Raw genomic sequence first — 15588 nt, forward strand, 5'->3', positions numbered from 1 at the left:
TGGTGTATATAGAGCCTTTATTATTTATAGTTTCCATAGCTCTATTATACCACAAAATAGCGGCATCATACACTATATGTGTGATACCGCTATTTTTATGCGTCTATTTTATTTCGGGACAGACCCTAAATGGATGCAATGACTTGATTGACAAATAAGACAAGTCGATCCTGGGCTTTGGAAGCTGCTTCTTCGACTTCCTGGTGACTTAAAGGGTTGGCAGAAAGGCCGGCAGCTCTGTTAGTAATCAGGGAAATGCCTAAAACGTCCATACCGCTATGTCTTGCCACGATAGCTTCAGGAACAGTCGACATGCCCACCATGTCTGCCCCCATGACTTTTAAAGCACGAATTTCTGCTGGTGTTTCAAACTGTGGACCAGTGAAATAGGCATAAATGCCTTCTTTGACATCGACATGAACATCTTTGGCTATTTGTAAGGCCTTGGCTCTTAATGTCTTTGTATAGACATCCGTCATATCTTTAAAACGTGGTCCAAATTCATCAAGATTAGGTCCAATCAAAGGAGATGGACAAAGAAAACTAATATGATCACTAATTAATGTAATCTGTCCAGGAACAAGATCTTCACGAATACCACCACAGGCATTCGTCAGAATGAGTTTTCTAATATTTAAAGCCCTGAACACACGAATACAAAGCGTGATCGATTTCGAAGAATGCCCTTCATAGAAATGCACACGTCCCTTCATAACCGCAATATGCTTTCCATTTAATTCACCAAGATAGAGCTTTCCTTCATGTCCTTTAATTGTAGAAAGAGGGAAATGAGGGATATCCTTATAATCAATCACAACCGGATTCTTAATTTGATCGGCAAGAGGGCCTAAGCCAGAACCTAGGACAATGGCTAGATCAAGTGATTCATGATAGCGAGATTGAATATAGGATGCAGCTTCTCTAATTTCATCAATATACATCATATATAATCCTCCTAACATCTATTATACAAGAAATTGTCATACTATTAACACTCTAACCTCTTTGAATGTATCGTTTTTCTTTGTATTTATGTTAGAATATGACAAAGGATGTGATTGTATGGATAAAAATGAATTCACGCTTGAACAATATCGCTTACATGAATCAAGAGTTATCAGAGACGCTATTCATGGATATATTACATTTGAATATTTGCCTATCTGGCAGCTTATTGCCACGGCAGAAGTGCAGCGCTTAAGACGTATTAAGCAATTAGGTGGTACCTATATGGTCTTCCCTTCAGCTGAACATTCGCGCTTTACGCATAGTTTAGGTGTTTATGAAACGGTAAGAAAGATGTGTGCTCTTGATGAGATAGACAAACATCTCAATGATTATGAGAAGTTGACAGTGATGTGTGCAGGACTCTTGCATGATATTGGTCATGGTCCTTTTTCCCATACTTTTGAAGGCGCCTTTCATACCAATCATGAAGAAATGACAAGAAGGATGATTCTTGAAGAAAGTGAAGTTCATCATGTATTAAAAAGTGTGCATGAAGACTTACCTCTTGATGTAGCTAATGTCATTGCCCATAAAGCTTCTAAGCCAATGATTGTTCAGATGGTGAGTTCACAGTTGGATGCGGATCGGATGGATTATTTATTACGTGATAGTTATTTTGCGGGGGTAACCTATGGTGAATTTGACCGTTCTCGTATTTTACGCACATTGCGTATTAAAGATGATCGTATTGTCTTTAAATATAGTGGTGTACAAGCTATCGAAGACTATATCCTAGCCCGTTATCATATGTATTATCAGGTCTATTTCCATCCAACAGCAAGAAGTTATGAACATGTCTTTCAGTTAATTGCGAAAAGACTGACTGTGCTTTATGAACAGGGCTATCATTTTCAAACCAATATTCAATACTTATTGCCTTTTATTAGTGGGGAAAAGATGAGTGTAGCGGAATATGAAGCGTTGGATGAGAATGTGATTTATTACTATATTGGGGAAATGCAGAATGAAGATGATGCAATCTTAAGTGATTTATGTCAGCGTTTTATTAATCGTCATTTATTTAAATATGAATCTATTAATGATGCTAGTGAGATTGAAGAATATCGCAAGAAGACAATTGAGAAAGGCTTGGATCCTGATTATTATGTCGTTGATGATGAGGCTATTCAGGTTCCCTATAAACATTATGGCGTCGGTAAGCATACGGGGGAAATTGAGATATTAATGGAAGATGGCACCATTTCAACTCTCTCTGATACATCCCATATCGTTAATGCCATCTTGCATTCTAAGCCTAAAATTGATCGTAAGGTTTTCTTTGTGAGAAATTCGAACTGGAGAAAGGAAACGGATGAATAAGAAATATATCTATAAATCAGTTATTAATCATGGCAGTTTTAAAGAGTCTGTCAGCTATGAAGAAAAAGGGACCTATCATTATGACCAGGGCAATCATGTTGTTAAGTTTGCGAGTAATGGGGAAAGATTTGAAATCCATTATAATGATCAACATGTATCCCTTAAACATGGCCAAAGCCATCTCTTTTTAAGTGCTTTTGAAGAAATGGAAAATGACTATGTCACACAATATGGTGTGATGCATATGACAACACGTGTTATTAAATTAGAAAGTGATGAAAATAAACTTTCCTTAATTTATGAACTGGTGGTTCAAGGGGAAGTTGTTTCGACTGTCTATATAATGTTGAGAGGACAGGAATTGGCTGATGAAGCTTAGAGGATTCTTTAGGAATCCTCTTGTTTTTTGTAGGTGGAATGGGAAAAATATTGACTATCACTATTTTTATGTTATCTTAATATGGTATGAAATTAGAGGAGGAGTTATGGCTACAAACAAGATTGAAGCACTCCTGAAAGAAAGTATCAAAAATGCTTTAGTACAAGGAGACCTCGTAGAGGAATATAATACAGAAGATATTAATATTGAGATTCCAAAAGACACATCACATGGTGATTATTCGACAAATATTGCCATGCAGCTCACACGTCTTTTACATAAGAATCCAAGAGAAATTGCCAACAATATTTTAGCATCATTTGATAAGGATAAGGCAAATGTAGAAAAAGTGGAAATTGCCGGTCCAGGCTTTATCAACTTCTTTATGAAGAATGATGCATTGACGTCAGTTATTAAAGATGTGTTAGAAAAAAAGGAACACTATGGTGATGGTACACCTAATCATATTAAATATGATGTGGAATTCGTCTCAGCTAATCCAACTGGTGACTTACATCTAGGTCATGCCAAAGGTGCGGCTGTTGGTGATTCCATTGTGCGTGTTATGCGTAAGGCAGGTTATGATGTAACAGCTGAATATTATATTAATGATGCTGGCAAACAGATTACCAATCTCGCATTATCACTTTATACACGTTATTTAGCTCTCTTTGGGGTGGAAAGAGAAATGCCAGCTGATGGCTATTATGGCCAGGATGTCAAAGATATTGCTGCTAAGGTTAAAGAGGAACATGGTGATAAATTCCTCCATATCAATGAAGAAGATGCGATTCACTTCTTTAGAGAACTTGGCACACAACATGAACTTGCCAAGATCAAAGATATTTTGAATGAATTCAGAGTGCATTTTGATTACTGGTTTAGTGAAACTTCGCTTTATCGTGAAAATATGATTCAGCCTGTTATTGATGAATTAGATAAGCGTGGTTATCTCTATAAGCAGGATGATGCGTTATGGTTTAGATCTACGGACTTTGGTGATGATAAAGACCGTGTTCTTATTAAGAATGATGGTTCTTATACTTACTTTACACCTGATATTGCTTATCATAAAAATAAGTTTGATCGTGGTTTTGATTATCTTGTGGATTTATTTGGGGCTGATCACCACGGCTATATCAACCGTATGAAAGCAGCTATGCAGGCCTTAGGTTACAACAAAGACCAGCTGAATATCGATATCATGCAGTTAGTGCAGATGGTTGAGAATGGTGAAGTTGTCAAGATGAGTAAACGTACAGGTAACGCTGTCACAATTAAAGACTTAATTGAAGAGATTGGAGTAGACGCTACACGTTACTTCTTTGTCTCTAAAGCAGCTAATACGCCATTTGAATTTGATCTTGGTCTTGCGAAATCACAATCTAATGAAAACCCTGTTTACTATGCTCAATATGCCCATGCAAGAATGTGCTCAGTTGAAAGAAATGCGAAGGAAAAAGGCTTTGAAATGGCTGATCACTTTGAATTATTAGGTAATGAAAAAGAAATCGAACTCTTAAAACATATCAATGAGTTCCCTAATGAAGTTGCTGAAGCAGCAAAGAACAGAGCACCACACAAAATTGCGAATTATATCCAGAAACTTGCACAATTATTCCATTCATTCTATAATGATTGTCATGTATTGGATGAAGAAAATAGAGAACTCTCATCAGAACGTCTTGCTTTAGTAGAAGCAAGTAGAATTACTCTTAAGAATGCATTAGATCTTATTGGTGTAACAGCACCTGAACAGATGTAGGAGGATACAATGGATTATAAACAGTCATCAATGGTTGATATTGCTTTTGATTATATGAAGAGCTTATCAGGACCTGTTAGCTTCTTTGATTTATGGAATAAAGTTGCAGAATTAAAGGGCTATAATGAAGAAGAAAGAGACCAGAACCAGTCATTATTCTATACTGGTTTGATTCTTGATGGACGTATGATTACGACTGGTGAAAATATGTGGGATTTAAGATTACGTCGTAAATTTGAAGAAGTTCATATTGATATGAATGATATCTATAATGATGATGAAGAAGTCGAAGAGGAAGAAGTCGACGATTCAGTAGATGAAGATTCATATGACGATGATGAAAACTAAGTAGAAGGCATGCCTGAAGGTATGCCTTTTTTATGGAGGATTTATGGATTTATTAAAACAAAGATTTGAAGAACATATGAACCGTCATCCCAATCTTACATGGGAAGATGTTGAACAACGCTTAACTGCTCAAATTCGCAAAGTGATTGCGAATATGGAAGCAACAGGTGGTGAACCCGATGTTGTTGTCTTTAAAGACAAGATTGCTTATGTCGATTGTTGTAAAGAGTCACCTAAGGAAAGACGTTCACTCTGCTTTGATGAAGAAGCGAGAAGAAAACGTAAGAAGAATCCCCCAAAATCAAGTGTGCAGGAAGAAGCAGAAAGTATTGGTATCCAGCTCTTAAGCATCCAGGACTATCAAGACTTACAGTCATTAGAAGAATTTGATTTAAAAACATCAAGCTGGGTGGCAACCCCTGATTCTATTCGTGAAAAGGGTGGGGTAGTCTTTATGGAAAAACGTTATGGGACTGTTTTCCTTTATCATAATGGTGCCGATTCCTATTATGCTTCAAGAGGCTTTAGAGGGTATATTGAGATATAAAAAGAGTGTTGCGATTAACGCAGCACTTTTTCATTAGGATTTTATTTTCATGTGTACATGACATCTTGAACACTCAAAGCTTGTATCATCAGCACTGTCACCTATGTTAACAGCATCTTGGAATGTTCTTCTCGTGGTTGCATCACTATTACCGGAATATCATCATCGCTATGACACATCTCCTTGATCCATTTCTGAGTTGTAGGTTCTTGATGATGTCTTTGATTCTTCTTTGTATGAGTTATAGCTGCATGAACGCTTCACAACATTCATTAATCAAATAAGGCAATGACTTTCTCGTTGGGATTGAATTCACCAGTTTCCTTGTTGTAAGCAAGCTTGGCATCTGTTTCAATAATGGCGAGTCTTAACTGGCTGACATTCCACTCATCAGCACCAAAACTCTGACAATCGCTTAATGCATGGAAAACTTCTGCAAGAGCATCAGTGTCATTGTTGGTCTGTATTTTGAGAAGTTCAACGGCTTGTTGGCATCTTTTGTATTTTTCTTCTACTGTTGATGAATCGTATGACATAAATATACCTCCATATGCATCTATTGTACTATTTCTTTTGATGATGACAAGTCGTAGATCAATGTCGTTGTTTAAGATGAAAGCGTATTCTGTGATGTGAAGTTAAGGGATTGATGTTAATAAAGTGATAGAAATAAGGATAAAACAATATTCTTATTTGTTTAAATTGTTTACATCTTATGTAAGCGCAATTTTAGATTTGTACCATCAATACAATGTTTTTTAAATTAATGCTTGGTAAGAGTTAAGACTATAAGGCTAAAGAGCGTGTTAAAAACGTTAAAATTAATTTGAAGCAAAGAGAATTTGTTGATTTTAAAGATGGCGTGACATATAATATGTGTAGATTTAATAAGGAGGAATGTCATAAAATGGCAGTAAAAGTTGCAATTAATGGTTTTGGCCGTATTGGTCGTTTAGCATTCAGACAGATGTTTGGTGCAGAAGGTTACGAAGTAGTAGCAATCAATGACTTAACTTCACCTAAAATGTTAGCTCATTTATTAAAGTATGATTCATCACAGGGTAAATATGCTTTAGCTGACACTGTAGAAGCTAAGGAAAGCTCAATCGTAGTTGATGGTAAGGAAATCACTATCTACGCTAAACCTAACGCTGAAGAATTACCATGGGGCGAATTAGGAGTAGACGTAGTACTTGAATGTACTGGTTTCTATACTTCAAAAGAAAAAGCTATGGCTCATGTAAGAGCAGGTGCTAAGAAAGTTGTTATCTCAGCTCCAGCTGGAAACGATTTAAAGACAATCGTATTCAACACAAATAATGAAACATTAACAGCTGAAGATCAGATTATCTCTGCTGCTTCATGTACTACAAACTGCTTAGCTCCAATGGCTAAAGCATTAAATGATTTAGCTGAAATCCAGTCAGGTATCATGTTAACAGTTCATGCTTACACTGGTGACCAGATGATCCTTGATGGACCACACAGAAAAGGTGATTTAAGAAGAGCTCGTGCAGCTGCAGTTAATATCGTTCCTAACTCAACAGGTGCTGCAAAAGCAATCGGTTTAGTTATCCCAGAATTAAATGGTAAATTAATCGGTTCTGCACAGCGTGTTCCAGTTCCAACTGGTTCAACAACTATCTTAACTTCTGTAGTTAAGGGTGCTGTAACAGTTGAACAGGTTAATGCTGCTATGAAGGCTGCTCAGACTGAATCATTCGGTTACAACGAAGACCCAATCGTATCTTCTGATATCGTTGGTATGAGATACGGTTCATTATTCGATGCTACTCAGACTATGGTTAACCCATTACCAAATGGTGATACTGAAGTTCAGACAGTATCATGGTATGACAACGAAAACTCATTCACTTCTAACATGGTTAGAACTATTAAGTATTTCGCTGAATTATAATTCTCATATTGAATCAAGAAGAGCCCACTTGAGTGGGCTTTTTGTTTTATATCATAATAATTATATTAGATGAAATGATGTTGTATTGAGAGAATACAGTATCTTAGATTATATGTAATACATTCATAACAATATAAGCTGAACTTATAAAGTCTATAAGTAAAATATGGGTATTTTAATCATACATCCTATGTTAATATATAAATAACGTATATATATATATATATATATATATATATATACCATAGATATATTAAGGGGGTGTATTTTTGTCGAATCTTAAGGTGGATCAAGTAAGGATCTTTATTTGTGCTGTTGAATGTGGCAGTTTTAGTGCTGCGGCAAAGAAACTCTTTATGTCGCAATCGGCGGTATCCCAAAAAATCATGCACCTTGAAGAAGAACTTGGATTTCAGCTATTTGACCGTAGTCAATATCGACCGCAACTGACAAAAAAAGGGAAAATATATTATGAAAATGTGAAATATATTGTGGAAGAATATGATCATCTTTTAAACTATCTTAACAATCACAAAGAAAAAAGCATTGTGATTGGCTTTCAGGGACCTTTTATGAGAAAATTTATTCCTCATTTTCTTGAACAGTATCTCTCCTCTCATCAAGAACAAGTTGAACTCAAATATGTTCCGTTAGGACAATGTGCCGACCTATTTCAAGAACATAATCTTGATATAGCGATTGGCAACTACAATAATCTTGAAATTCTTCCGTATATTATCTGTAAGAAAATCTATTCAGCACGTGTTTATGTATGTGTCAGTAAGAAACATCGTCTAGCTTCAAGACAAAAGATTTCTGTTCAAGAAATCAAAAATGAGCCCATTGTTACGTTAAGTCGAGCAGCTGGTGAAGGGCTTTATAATGATTTTATGCGGAATTGTGAAAAAGATGGTTTTATTCCCAATATCGTCAAGGAATGTGATTCTTTTGAAGATCTTTTAATGAGTGTACGTTTGGATCAAGGTGTCGCATTCGTTTCAAAGGAATTTGTAAATGATGATTCACAATATAGTTTTCTTGAATGTGATGATACTCATCATACAGCTTATTTTGGTGTTGCTTATTATGATCATGCATATGATGAGCTTGTTGATGAAATGATTGCATTTTTCCAGAATATAGGACAAAATAAAGGTTCTTAAGACTGAAAGGATTTCTATGTTTAAGGCATAGAAATCTTTTTTTCTTTAGAGCTCTTATCGATATTATGAAATAAATGAATATATTAATATTAGTAAATATTCACTAGAGTATAAGTAAATCTTATGAACCCTATAATAATTTTGCTAGTTTTTTATTGACATGCATAATGCTAAGATAGGGTAAAGCAGGAAGGAGGCATGAAGGGTACCTGCCTATATGAAAAAACACCCATGGCCGTGGGTGTCTCGCTCTCGTCTTGAAGAATAAAGGCGGAGCTAATAGCTACATTTTATGCAGGTACGGTGATTGATGTACGGATTATTGTGAGCATTTTAATAACGATAGTCACGTACGGATGAAGCATAAATGAAAATCAGTAGCTAATATTATTATAATTCATTTTATTTCAATTTCAAATACGCTGATTTTCTTTATGTAGCCCAATAATAGTGGGAAGAACAATTCTAGAAGGAGACGTATATGACACATCAAGCTCCACATGCTAAGCCTACATTAATGCAGGATATTCTCTATCTCCTCATCAAGATAGCTATTATCATTTTAATCTTTGCCCTCGTCCTTACATTTATATTTGGTGCATTACGTTATAATGCGGATAATATGAAACCATCTATAAGTGAGGGGGATTTGGCGTTTTTCTATCGTTTGGATCGACATTTTGCGGATCAGGATGTTGTTTTGTTTAAAGAGGCAAATCTCTTACAAGTACAACGTATTGTTGCGATAGGTGGAGATGTTGTTGATATTACTGATGATGGTTTAATGGTGAATGGTGCATTGAAAGAGGAAGTGCATGTCTATACGAAGACAAAACGCTATGTATCATCCGTCCAGTTTCCTTATCATGTCCCCAAAGGAAAGGTCTTTGTGATGAGTGATAATCGTGAACAGGCGACGGATAGTCGTGTATTTGGTGCAGTGAGTGAGAAAAACATTATTGGAAAAGTGATTTGTGTTATACGACGTCGCAACATTTAATGAAATGGAGGAAAAATTATGAAGAATTATTTTAAAGGCATGATAGCTTTTTGTGTTTCAGGCATGATGGCGCTTGCTCTGACAGCACCAGTATTTGCCGATCAGACTGATGCCAAAGCCTATATCACTAAAGAGTTTGATATGCCAGTAGGAACGAAAATACCTGATGCTGGAACGACATTTACCTTTGATATGAGTGCTGTTAAAAAAGATGGTGGTAATTACGCTAAGACGATTTCACAAAAGAGCATTACATTTACAGATACTGATACAAAGAGAATCATTGATGTTAATGGAGCTGGTAATGATCATAAGATTTATCGTTATCTAAAATCAACACCATTATTAAGTACTGAAGAAGTCAACCAGTTTAAGGCAGATGGTCCTGGTGTTTATGAATTTACAATTAATGAAACACTAGGTAATGAAGAACCTAAGGAAACTGAAGATCAGACAAATCATTTGAAAACCACAACGAAAATGACATATTCTAGAGCTGAATATAAGGCAATTGTTTATGTCAAGAAGGATAATACAAACAATAATTATATTTCGGATATTAAGGTTACTAAGGAAAAAGATGACCAGGGTAATACCGTTACTAATGGGGATGCCAAGAAGGTAAATCCTAGTAAGCCAGATGATAATATTCCAGGCAGTGGTGGATTACGCTTTGTGAATACCTATCTGAAAGAAATCCAAGACACTTCAACAGAAAATCCAGATCCAGTAACGCCTAAAGCTGATAATCCTACAGATCCTAATGAGGCACGTGATAAGATTTTCTCTGTTGGAAAGATTATTACAGGTGATTTAGCTGATCAGAATCAGAAATTCGCCTTCACTGTTAAAGTGACTGCTCCTGCTCTTGCGAACGTTTCGTCAAAACAATATAGTGCTAAGATTGTTACAGCTGATGGTACACAGGATGGTGAAACTTTAACGTTCACTGATGGCGTGGCACAAACTGTTTCATTAAATCATGGTGAAAAGCTTGTCTTTACTGATTTATATGTTGGTACAGCTTTTGAAGCACAGGAAACAGATCGTGATACCTTTTATACTTCTACGACGTATGCTCGTTTAAATGGCGGTATACCTGCTCAGAAGTCAAAAGAACGTGAACTTGTAACAGGTAATGTTTCTGAAGGTACGGATACTGTTGTTGTTGTGAATACACGTAATTCAAATTCACCAACAGGTATTTTTGTCAATAACTTACCTTATATCTTAATTGTTTTAGGAGTATTAGCTGGTTTTGTTGGATATATTGCAGCTAAAAGAAAAAGTGAAGAAAGATAATTAAGAGGTGGCAATGGATGGGAAGAGAAAGGAAAGCGTTAGGAAAGCGTGTTGTACATGGTATTTCTGAAGGCGTGAACTTCTCTGTTCTCATCCTTCTTTTATTGCTACTATGTTTTGGAATATATGCATTATGGGATAGTGCTTTGCTTTATAGTGAAGCAAGTCATAATCATTATAAGGAATATAAGCCTACACATGATCGTCGGCGTTTTGAAGATTATGTGAAAGTGAATAAAGATGTTATTGGGTGGATTGAGCTCTATGGTACAGGCTGTGATTATCCCATTGTACAGGGCAAGGATAATATCTATTATCTTAATCATACAGCTGATGGCCGTTTTCAAGCATCGGGAAGTCTTTATCTCGATTATCGTAATCAATCCAATTTCCAAGATTACAACAATATCATATATGGTCATCATATGGACCAACATATGATGTTAGGGGATTTGAGTTTATTTCTCTCTCAAGATTATTTTCAAAAACATCAATATGGAAAAATCTATGCCAATCATCATTGGTGGGGATTGGATATTTATGCATTATTGGAAACAGATGCCAATAATACCTTAATCTATCATCCAGGCATTACATCTTTAACGCAAAAACAAACCTATCAGTCTTATATTCAAGAGAAGGCTCAATGCATTCGATCCATGCCAATAAGTGAAGATGACCATCTTGTTCTCTTAAGTACATGTGAAGGAGATATTACAAATGGTCGTATGATTCTTGTTTGTAAGATGACCAATAAGATTCATAAGAATCCATTTATTCATAAATCTTTTAATCTCTTTGATCATTATGGGTTATTAGAGGAATTAAAGCGTTGTCCTTTACTTGTATTAGCGATTGTGAATCTTCTCTTCCTATTATGTATATTATTCCTCTATAATCGCTATCTTTCTTATAAAAGGAAGGTGGAGTTAGAGAAATGAAGAAGAAACAGTTAGTGATCTTAGTGCTCTTCTTGTTTATACCCTTGGTATGCAAAGATGCTTATGCGCATCAAACTGTCCAAGTCCATCTCACGTTTTATCAAAAAGTCTCCTCTCCTTATGCCTCAATACCACAAGCAACCTATCAATATAAACTACAAAGTCAAGATGCACCCATGCCAATAGGTACATCCAATGGTGAAATGACTTATATTATGCATGCTTTAGACCATAAACAAACCATTAATTTATCTTATTCAAAGCCAGGCCTATATCACTACTACCTGAGTAATGAACAAGGACAACAACGTTATCATATTCGCATTCTTGTTGATTATGATCAACAGGGGCGACTTCAGGGACATGCCTTATTGCCAGTGAATAGAAATGGCTATAAAGAAGAAGATATGGTCTTTCATATCAATAGTCAACATAGGCAATCCAAACAAGTCAAAACAGAGGACAATACACCTATTATCATATGGGTTATGGTGATGGTATTTGCCTTTGTAATGATGGCTTGTTTGATTGTTTTGTCAATGAGAAGGGATGATGATTATTATGAAAATCAATAAATTAAGCAAACTTATTATTGTCATCCTTTTGACTTTTCTTGCTTTGACAATAGGAACATTTGTGTATCACCAGACAGCTATTGCGACAGATGATTTTCAGTTTGAAAACAAGATGTCATTTGCCCTCTTAAATAAAGCTGTTAAAGCCAATGTCATTACTCAGAATAATGAAATCCCTGTTTCTGTTTATATTGGTGATGCAAAACAAAATACTCCAACAAAGATGAAGGCAGGTGTCATCGACAGTACAACTGTACCAGTCATTGAACATGCCGTATTTGAAGGGGCATATGTTGAATTTAAAGATGGCAAAGAAACACCGATACATTACGCTAATACTTACATGGAAAATGATGTAAGCTATACATATTACGCCTATTCAACAACACCAGAAACAGGTGTCTTATTGCCAGAAGGTGCTTATATTAAGCTACAATATCAAGCAGCTTATAACATTAGCTATAGTGTACAAGATACAAATGGTAAAGAGTTATCTAAAGGTATGTCGCAAGATGATCTAGGAGGCTATTTTGTCACACCATCGACTAAATGTATAGTTGGGCAAACACTTGAAGTACACTTTATCTGCCAGACTAAAGCAGGTAGCGGTGGTAAGGATTATCGCTTAAAAAGATTGTATGTCACTGATGGCAAGAATCAAACTGATATTTCTTATAATCTTGATGATGCTGGTCACTATGTTCCATCGAGTGATATTACTGTTGTGGCGGTAGTAGAGCCTGTGGCACAATATCGTATGCATGTTGTGAATCCTTTTGGTGAACATCATGGTTATATTTGTTGGAAAGGGTATTCGGGGACGTATAATCCTAGTACGAATACGATTGATGATATTGATGGAGATGCTTCGCTGACAAATGAAGCAGGTTTATCAATTCATGCCAAAGCAGTCATTAAGGATACAAAAAGTGCTTCAACAATCGCAACAGTAAAGGACAAAGATGGTAAAGAACATTATATTGAGTATGAAGGTGATGATGGAACCCACGATCTTCTCTATACAAATCAAAATCAATTTTGTTCGTATACAAAACAAGAGCTAACAGATGAAAGTGGCAATGTTGTCAAGAAGGCAAAAGATATTGCCACAACAAGTGCATCACCAGGGGGCACATTCTATTTTGTGATGTATTCACAAAAAGGTACCAACTGGCAATTTGATCGTCTTGCGATTAATGGCATTGCCCTGGATGCTCAGTATGATGGAAAGGTCCATGATACAAAGCTTGATCATGGCATGGTCGCCCATTTTAAGTTTGATCGTTATGAAGATTATCAGAACTATTCTGTCAATTATGATTTGCATCTCGAAAAAGATAGAGAAGATAGTAATTCATTATTGAAGAGAAATAAACGTTTGAAATTTGAATGCTGGGTGACAAATGCAAGTCGTGATATTAATGTGGATTTTGATTGTAATGCCGTAAATAGTGAGTCTTTAACTTTGACGAAAGCTGTTGGTGTTAAGCGTATTGTTGCTGATAGTTATGATGAAGACCATGATAATAATAAATGGTGGGATAGTTTATATAATGGTGAGCCCTATTATCGTAAAAAAGATTTGTTTAAATGGGAAGAAGTAAATCAGGATGGAAAACGTTCTCCTGATCATCAATATATTTATGGTGATGCAAGTGAAGATGGCACTTTGCCTAGAACATTATTTGATGAGACAGTGCGCTCAGATGGCTATACGTCTAACCAGTGGCATACACAGTTTGAAGCACCAGGTGAAGTGGGGACGGAGAGACATCTTTATTTTGATGTCTTGCCAGGCTATGATATCAAGACGGCAAAGGTCTATGTGACAGGTGCTGATTATACAAGTGACTATAAGCCCGTCGCCAAACCTATTTCTAAAATGTATATGTCTTATAACAATACGTATCATGATAAACAAAAAGCTATTAAATCCTTTGCACAGGCAATGAATGATGGCTATACAAACTTTATCAAATATTATTCTGTCAATCAGCCTCATCGTAATATTCAAATTGAAATATCGCCATATAAGTTTGATGCTGTTTATGATTTAAATGGTGGTACGCTTAATGGCAAAGAGAGCTATATAGATGATAAGAAATATTCTATTGAAGATGGCTCTAATCATATCTTGATGCCGACGGCGACACCGGTGAAAAAGGGTTATGTCTTTGCAGGATGGAAGATGATTCCTACCAATAGTGATCCAACTATTCAAAAAGATGAGTCTATCAAGCGTATTCTGATGCCAAATGAAACCTATACGGTTGATACAACAACCTATAATTATGGCCGTGATACCGAAAAACAAGAGATCACTTATCAGCTCTATAATCCAACTACTGATAAAGAAGATAACATTACTAAGACACTTTATGATGACAAAGATAATGGTGATGACCATTATACATTTGAAGCACAATGGGTTGACAGCAAACATATTCCAGCTGGTAAAGGGATTTATAACATTGTCATGTATAAAGAAATACATGAGGGTGATTATCCTGCTAAGGCTTCAGATGACTATACAACGTTGACACGTGATGGGATCACAAAGTATTATCAGAAGATATCGGATCATGATTATTTAGGGACTACTAGTCAAACGATTATTGGTATCCCTCCAGAGGCTGAATCAGGTTATGTTTTGAATAAAACGGATAGTGTGTTAAAGATTGAAAATTTCCCAACGAAAGGCAAAACCTTAAAATATTATTATGATTTTAATGGTACTCAAAATCTCACTATTAAAAATAGTGTTGGTGGGAATATGGGTGATGACCAGAGAGATTTCCATATCAAGGTGACTTTGAAAGATGAAAGTGGGAACTCGGTTAATGGCAATGTCGATGTTGAAGGCAGTAATGCCTCAATATGGGGTGAGGCTCCATCAACAGGCAATCAAGCGACAGGGACAATGTCATTCACTAATGGTGAAGCACATATCACTTTAAAAGCGAATCAATATATTGTTTTCAAGAATATCCAGCCAGGGACATATTCAGTTGAAGAAACAAAAGATACACTTTATGTCACACAATATCAGCTCAACCAAGAAACAAAACAAGATACAGCTATAGAGAATAAGACCATCAATAGAAATGATAGTCCGATTGTGACAATCTATAATGTACGTGATATGCCTGAAACAGGAATTATTGATTCTCATAAACCAATGATTGTGTTTGTACTTGGTCTATTGAGTTTATTGTTGTGTGGATGTCTATTATGGATTAGGAAAAAACGTCATTCTTGATAGAAAGAGGGACTTCGTTATGAAGTCCTTTTTAAGTTGTCTATGCTTTTGCGTATTCAAATA

General features: G+C 35.9%; 14 protein-coding genes. 12 read left to right on the forward strand and 2 right to left on the reverse strand.

The features are described 5' to 3' along the window. Positions 1–125: 125 nt before the first annotated feature. A complete protein-coding gene (locus FYJ79_RS09870; protein ID WP_229771448.1) occupies positions 126–944 on the reverse strand; it encodes a purine-nucleoside phosphorylase in 819 nt (272 codons plus the stop codon). Positions 945–1062: 118 nt separating this feature from the next. Between FYJ79_RS09870 and FYJ79_RS09875 the strand changes: the two genes are divergently transcribed. The 5 genes from FYJ79_RS09875 (at position 1063) to FYJ79_RS09895 (ending at position 5367) form a co-directional block, all read left to right on the forward strand. Next, positions 1063–2328 (forward strand): HD domain-containing protein, encoded by a 1266-nt coding sequence (locus FYJ79_RS09875; RefSeq protein WP_154517620.1) that lies wholly within the window; start codon positions 1063–1065, stop codon positions 2326–2328. Beyond that, positions 2321–2707 carry a DUF1934 family protein gene (locus FYJ79_RS09880; protein ID WP_154517623.1) on the forward strand — a complete coding sequence of 129 codons (387 nt, stop codon included), beginning with the start codon at positions 2321–2323 and terminating at the stop codon, positions 2705–2707. Before FYJ79_RS09875 ends, FYJ79_RS09880 begins: the two co-directional genes overlap by 8 nt. A 106-nt stretch (positions 2708–2813) precedes the next feature. After that, the gene (gene argS, locus FYJ79_RS09885; protein WP_154517626.1) at positions 2814–4472 is read left to right on the forward strand and encodes an arginine--tRNA ligase; all 1659 of its coding nucleotides are present in this window, start codon (positions 2814–2816) and stop codon (positions 4470–4472) included. Between the two features lie 9 nt (positions 4473–4481). After that, on the forward strand, positions 4482–4820 hold the full coding sequence (rpoE, locus tag FYJ79_RS09890; RefSeq protein WP_154517629.1) for a DNA-directed RNA polymerase subunit delta: 339 nt from the start codon (positions 4482–4484) through the stop codon (positions 4818–4820). A 43-nt stretch (positions 4821–4863) separates the two neighbouring features. After that, positions 4864–5367: a DUF4256 domain-containing protein gene (locus FYJ79_RS09895; protein WP_154517632.1), complete on the forward strand. Its 504-nt coding sequence runs from the start codon at positions 4864–4866 to the stop codon at positions 5365–5367. Between the two features lie 272 nt (positions 5368–5639). On the opposite strand, the gene FYJ79_RS09900 is transcribed toward FYJ79_RS09895, so the two are convergent. Then, entirely contained in the window at positions 5640–5903 is a 264-nt protein-coding gene (locus FYJ79_RS09900; RefSeq protein WP_154517635.1) for a hypothetical protein, read from the reverse strand. A 371-nt stretch (positions 5904–6274) separates the two neighbouring features. On the opposite strand from FYJ79_RS09900, the gene gap reads away from it, so the two are divergent. From gap to FYJ79_RS09935, 7 genes are all read left to right on the forward strand, one after another. Next, on the forward strand, positions 6275–7285 hold the full coding sequence (gene gap, locus FYJ79_RS09905; protein ID WP_033163141.1) for a type I glyceraldehyde-3-phosphate dehydrogenase: 1011 nt from the start codon (positions 6275–6277) through the stop codon (positions 7283–7285). Positions 7286–7554: 269 nt separating this feature from the next. Next, positions 7555–8448, forward strand: coding sequence for a LysR family transcriptional regulator (locus FYJ79_RS09910; RefSeq protein ID WP_154517638.1), 894 nt, complete (start codon positions 7555–7557; stop codon positions 8446–8448). Positions 8449–8929: 481 nt separating this feature from the next. After that, positions 8930–9448: a signal peptidase I gene (gene lepB / locus FYJ79_RS09915; RefSeq protein ID WP_154517641.1), complete on the forward strand. Its 519-nt coding sequence runs from the start codon at positions 8930–8932 to the stop codon at positions 9446–9448. An 18-nt stretch (positions 9449–9466) separates the two neighbouring features. Then, on the forward strand, positions 9467–10750 hold the full coding sequence (locus FYJ79_RS09920; RefSeq protein ID WP_154517644.1) for a DUF7601 domain-containing protein: 1284 nt from the start codon (positions 9467–9469) through the stop codon (positions 10748–10750). A gap of 17 nt (positions 10751–10767) precedes the next feature. Further along, a complete protein-coding gene (srtB, locus tag FYJ79_RS09925) occupies positions 10768–11691 on the forward strand; it encodes a class B sortase (RefSeq protein ID WP_154517647.1) in 924 nt (307 codons plus the stop codon). Next, on the forward strand, positions 11688–12266 hold the full coding sequence (locus FYJ79_RS09930; RefSeq protein ID WP_154517650.1) for a hypothetical protein: 579 nt from the start codon (positions 11688–11690) through the stop codon (positions 12264–12266). Before srtB ends, FYJ79_RS09930 begins: the two co-directional genes overlap by 4 nt. Then, positions 12253–15525: a DUF7601 domain-containing protein gene (locus FYJ79_RS09935; RefSeq protein WP_154517653.1), complete on the forward strand. Its 3273-nt coding sequence runs from the start codon at positions 12253–12255 to the stop codon at positions 15523–15525. The genes FYJ79_RS09930 and FYJ79_RS09935 overlap by 14 nt, the downstream gene beginning before the upstream one ends. Positions 15526–15588 lie beyond the last annotated feature (63 nt).

The organism is Sharpea porci, assembly GCF_009695655.1.
GTDB classification, from domain to species: domain Bacteria; phylum Bacillota_I; class Bacilli_A; order Erysipelotrichales; family Coprobacillaceae; genus Sharpea; species Sharpea porci.

Excerpts from the sequence above, each read along its gene's own strand:
- FYJ79_RS09870 (WP_229771448.1), bottom strand. The coding sequence starts at position 944 with ATGATGTATATTGATGAAATTAGAGAAGCTGCATCCTATATTCAATCT.
- FYJ79_RS09875 (WP_154517620.1), top strand. The coding sequence starts at position 1,063 with ATGGATAAAAATGAATTCACGCTTGAACAATATCGCTTACATGAATCA.
- FYJ79_RS09880 (WP_154517623.1), top strand. The coding sequence starts at position 2,321 with ATGAATAAGAAATATATCTATAAATCAGTTATTAATCATGGCAGTTTT.
- argS (WP_154517626.1), top strand. The coding sequence starts at position 2,814 with ATGGCTACAAACAAGATTGAAGCACTCCTGAAAGAAAGTATCAAAAAT.
- rpoE (WP_154517629.1), top strand. The coding sequence starts at position 4,482 with ATGGATTATAAACAGTCATCAATGGTTGATATTGCTTTTGATTATATG.
- FYJ79_RS09895 (WP_154517632.1), top strand. The coding sequence starts at position 4,864 with ATGGATTTATTAAAACAAAGATTTGAAGAACATATGAACCGTCATCCC.
- FYJ79_RS09900 (WP_154517635.1), bottom strand. The coding sequence starts at position 5,903 with ATGTCATACGATTCATCAACAGTAGAAGAAAAATACAAAAGATGCCAA.
- gap (WP_033163141.1), top strand. The coding sequence starts at position 6,275 with ATGGCAGTAAAAGTTGCAATTAATGGTTTTGGCCGTATTGGTCGTTTA.
- lepB (WP_154517641.1), top strand. The coding sequence starts at position 8,930 with ATGACACATCAAGCTCCACATGCTAAGCCTACATTAATGCAGGATATT.
- FYJ79_RS09920 (WP_154517644.1), top strand. The coding sequence starts at position 9,467 with ATGAAGAATTATTTTAAAGGCATGATAGCTTTTTGTGTTTCAGGCATG.
- srtB (WP_154517647.1), top strand. The coding sequence starts at position 10,768 with ATGGGAAGAGAAAGGAAAGCGTTAGGAAAGCGTGTTGTACATGGTATT.
- FYJ79_RS09930 (WP_154517650.1), top strand. The coding sequence starts at position 11,688 with ATGAAGAAGAAACAGTTAGTGATCTTAGTGCTCTTCTTGTTTATACCC.
- FYJ79_RS09935 (WP_154517653.1), top strand. The coding sequence starts at position 12,253 with ATGAAAATCAATAAATTAAGCAAACTTATTATTGTCATCCTTTTGACT.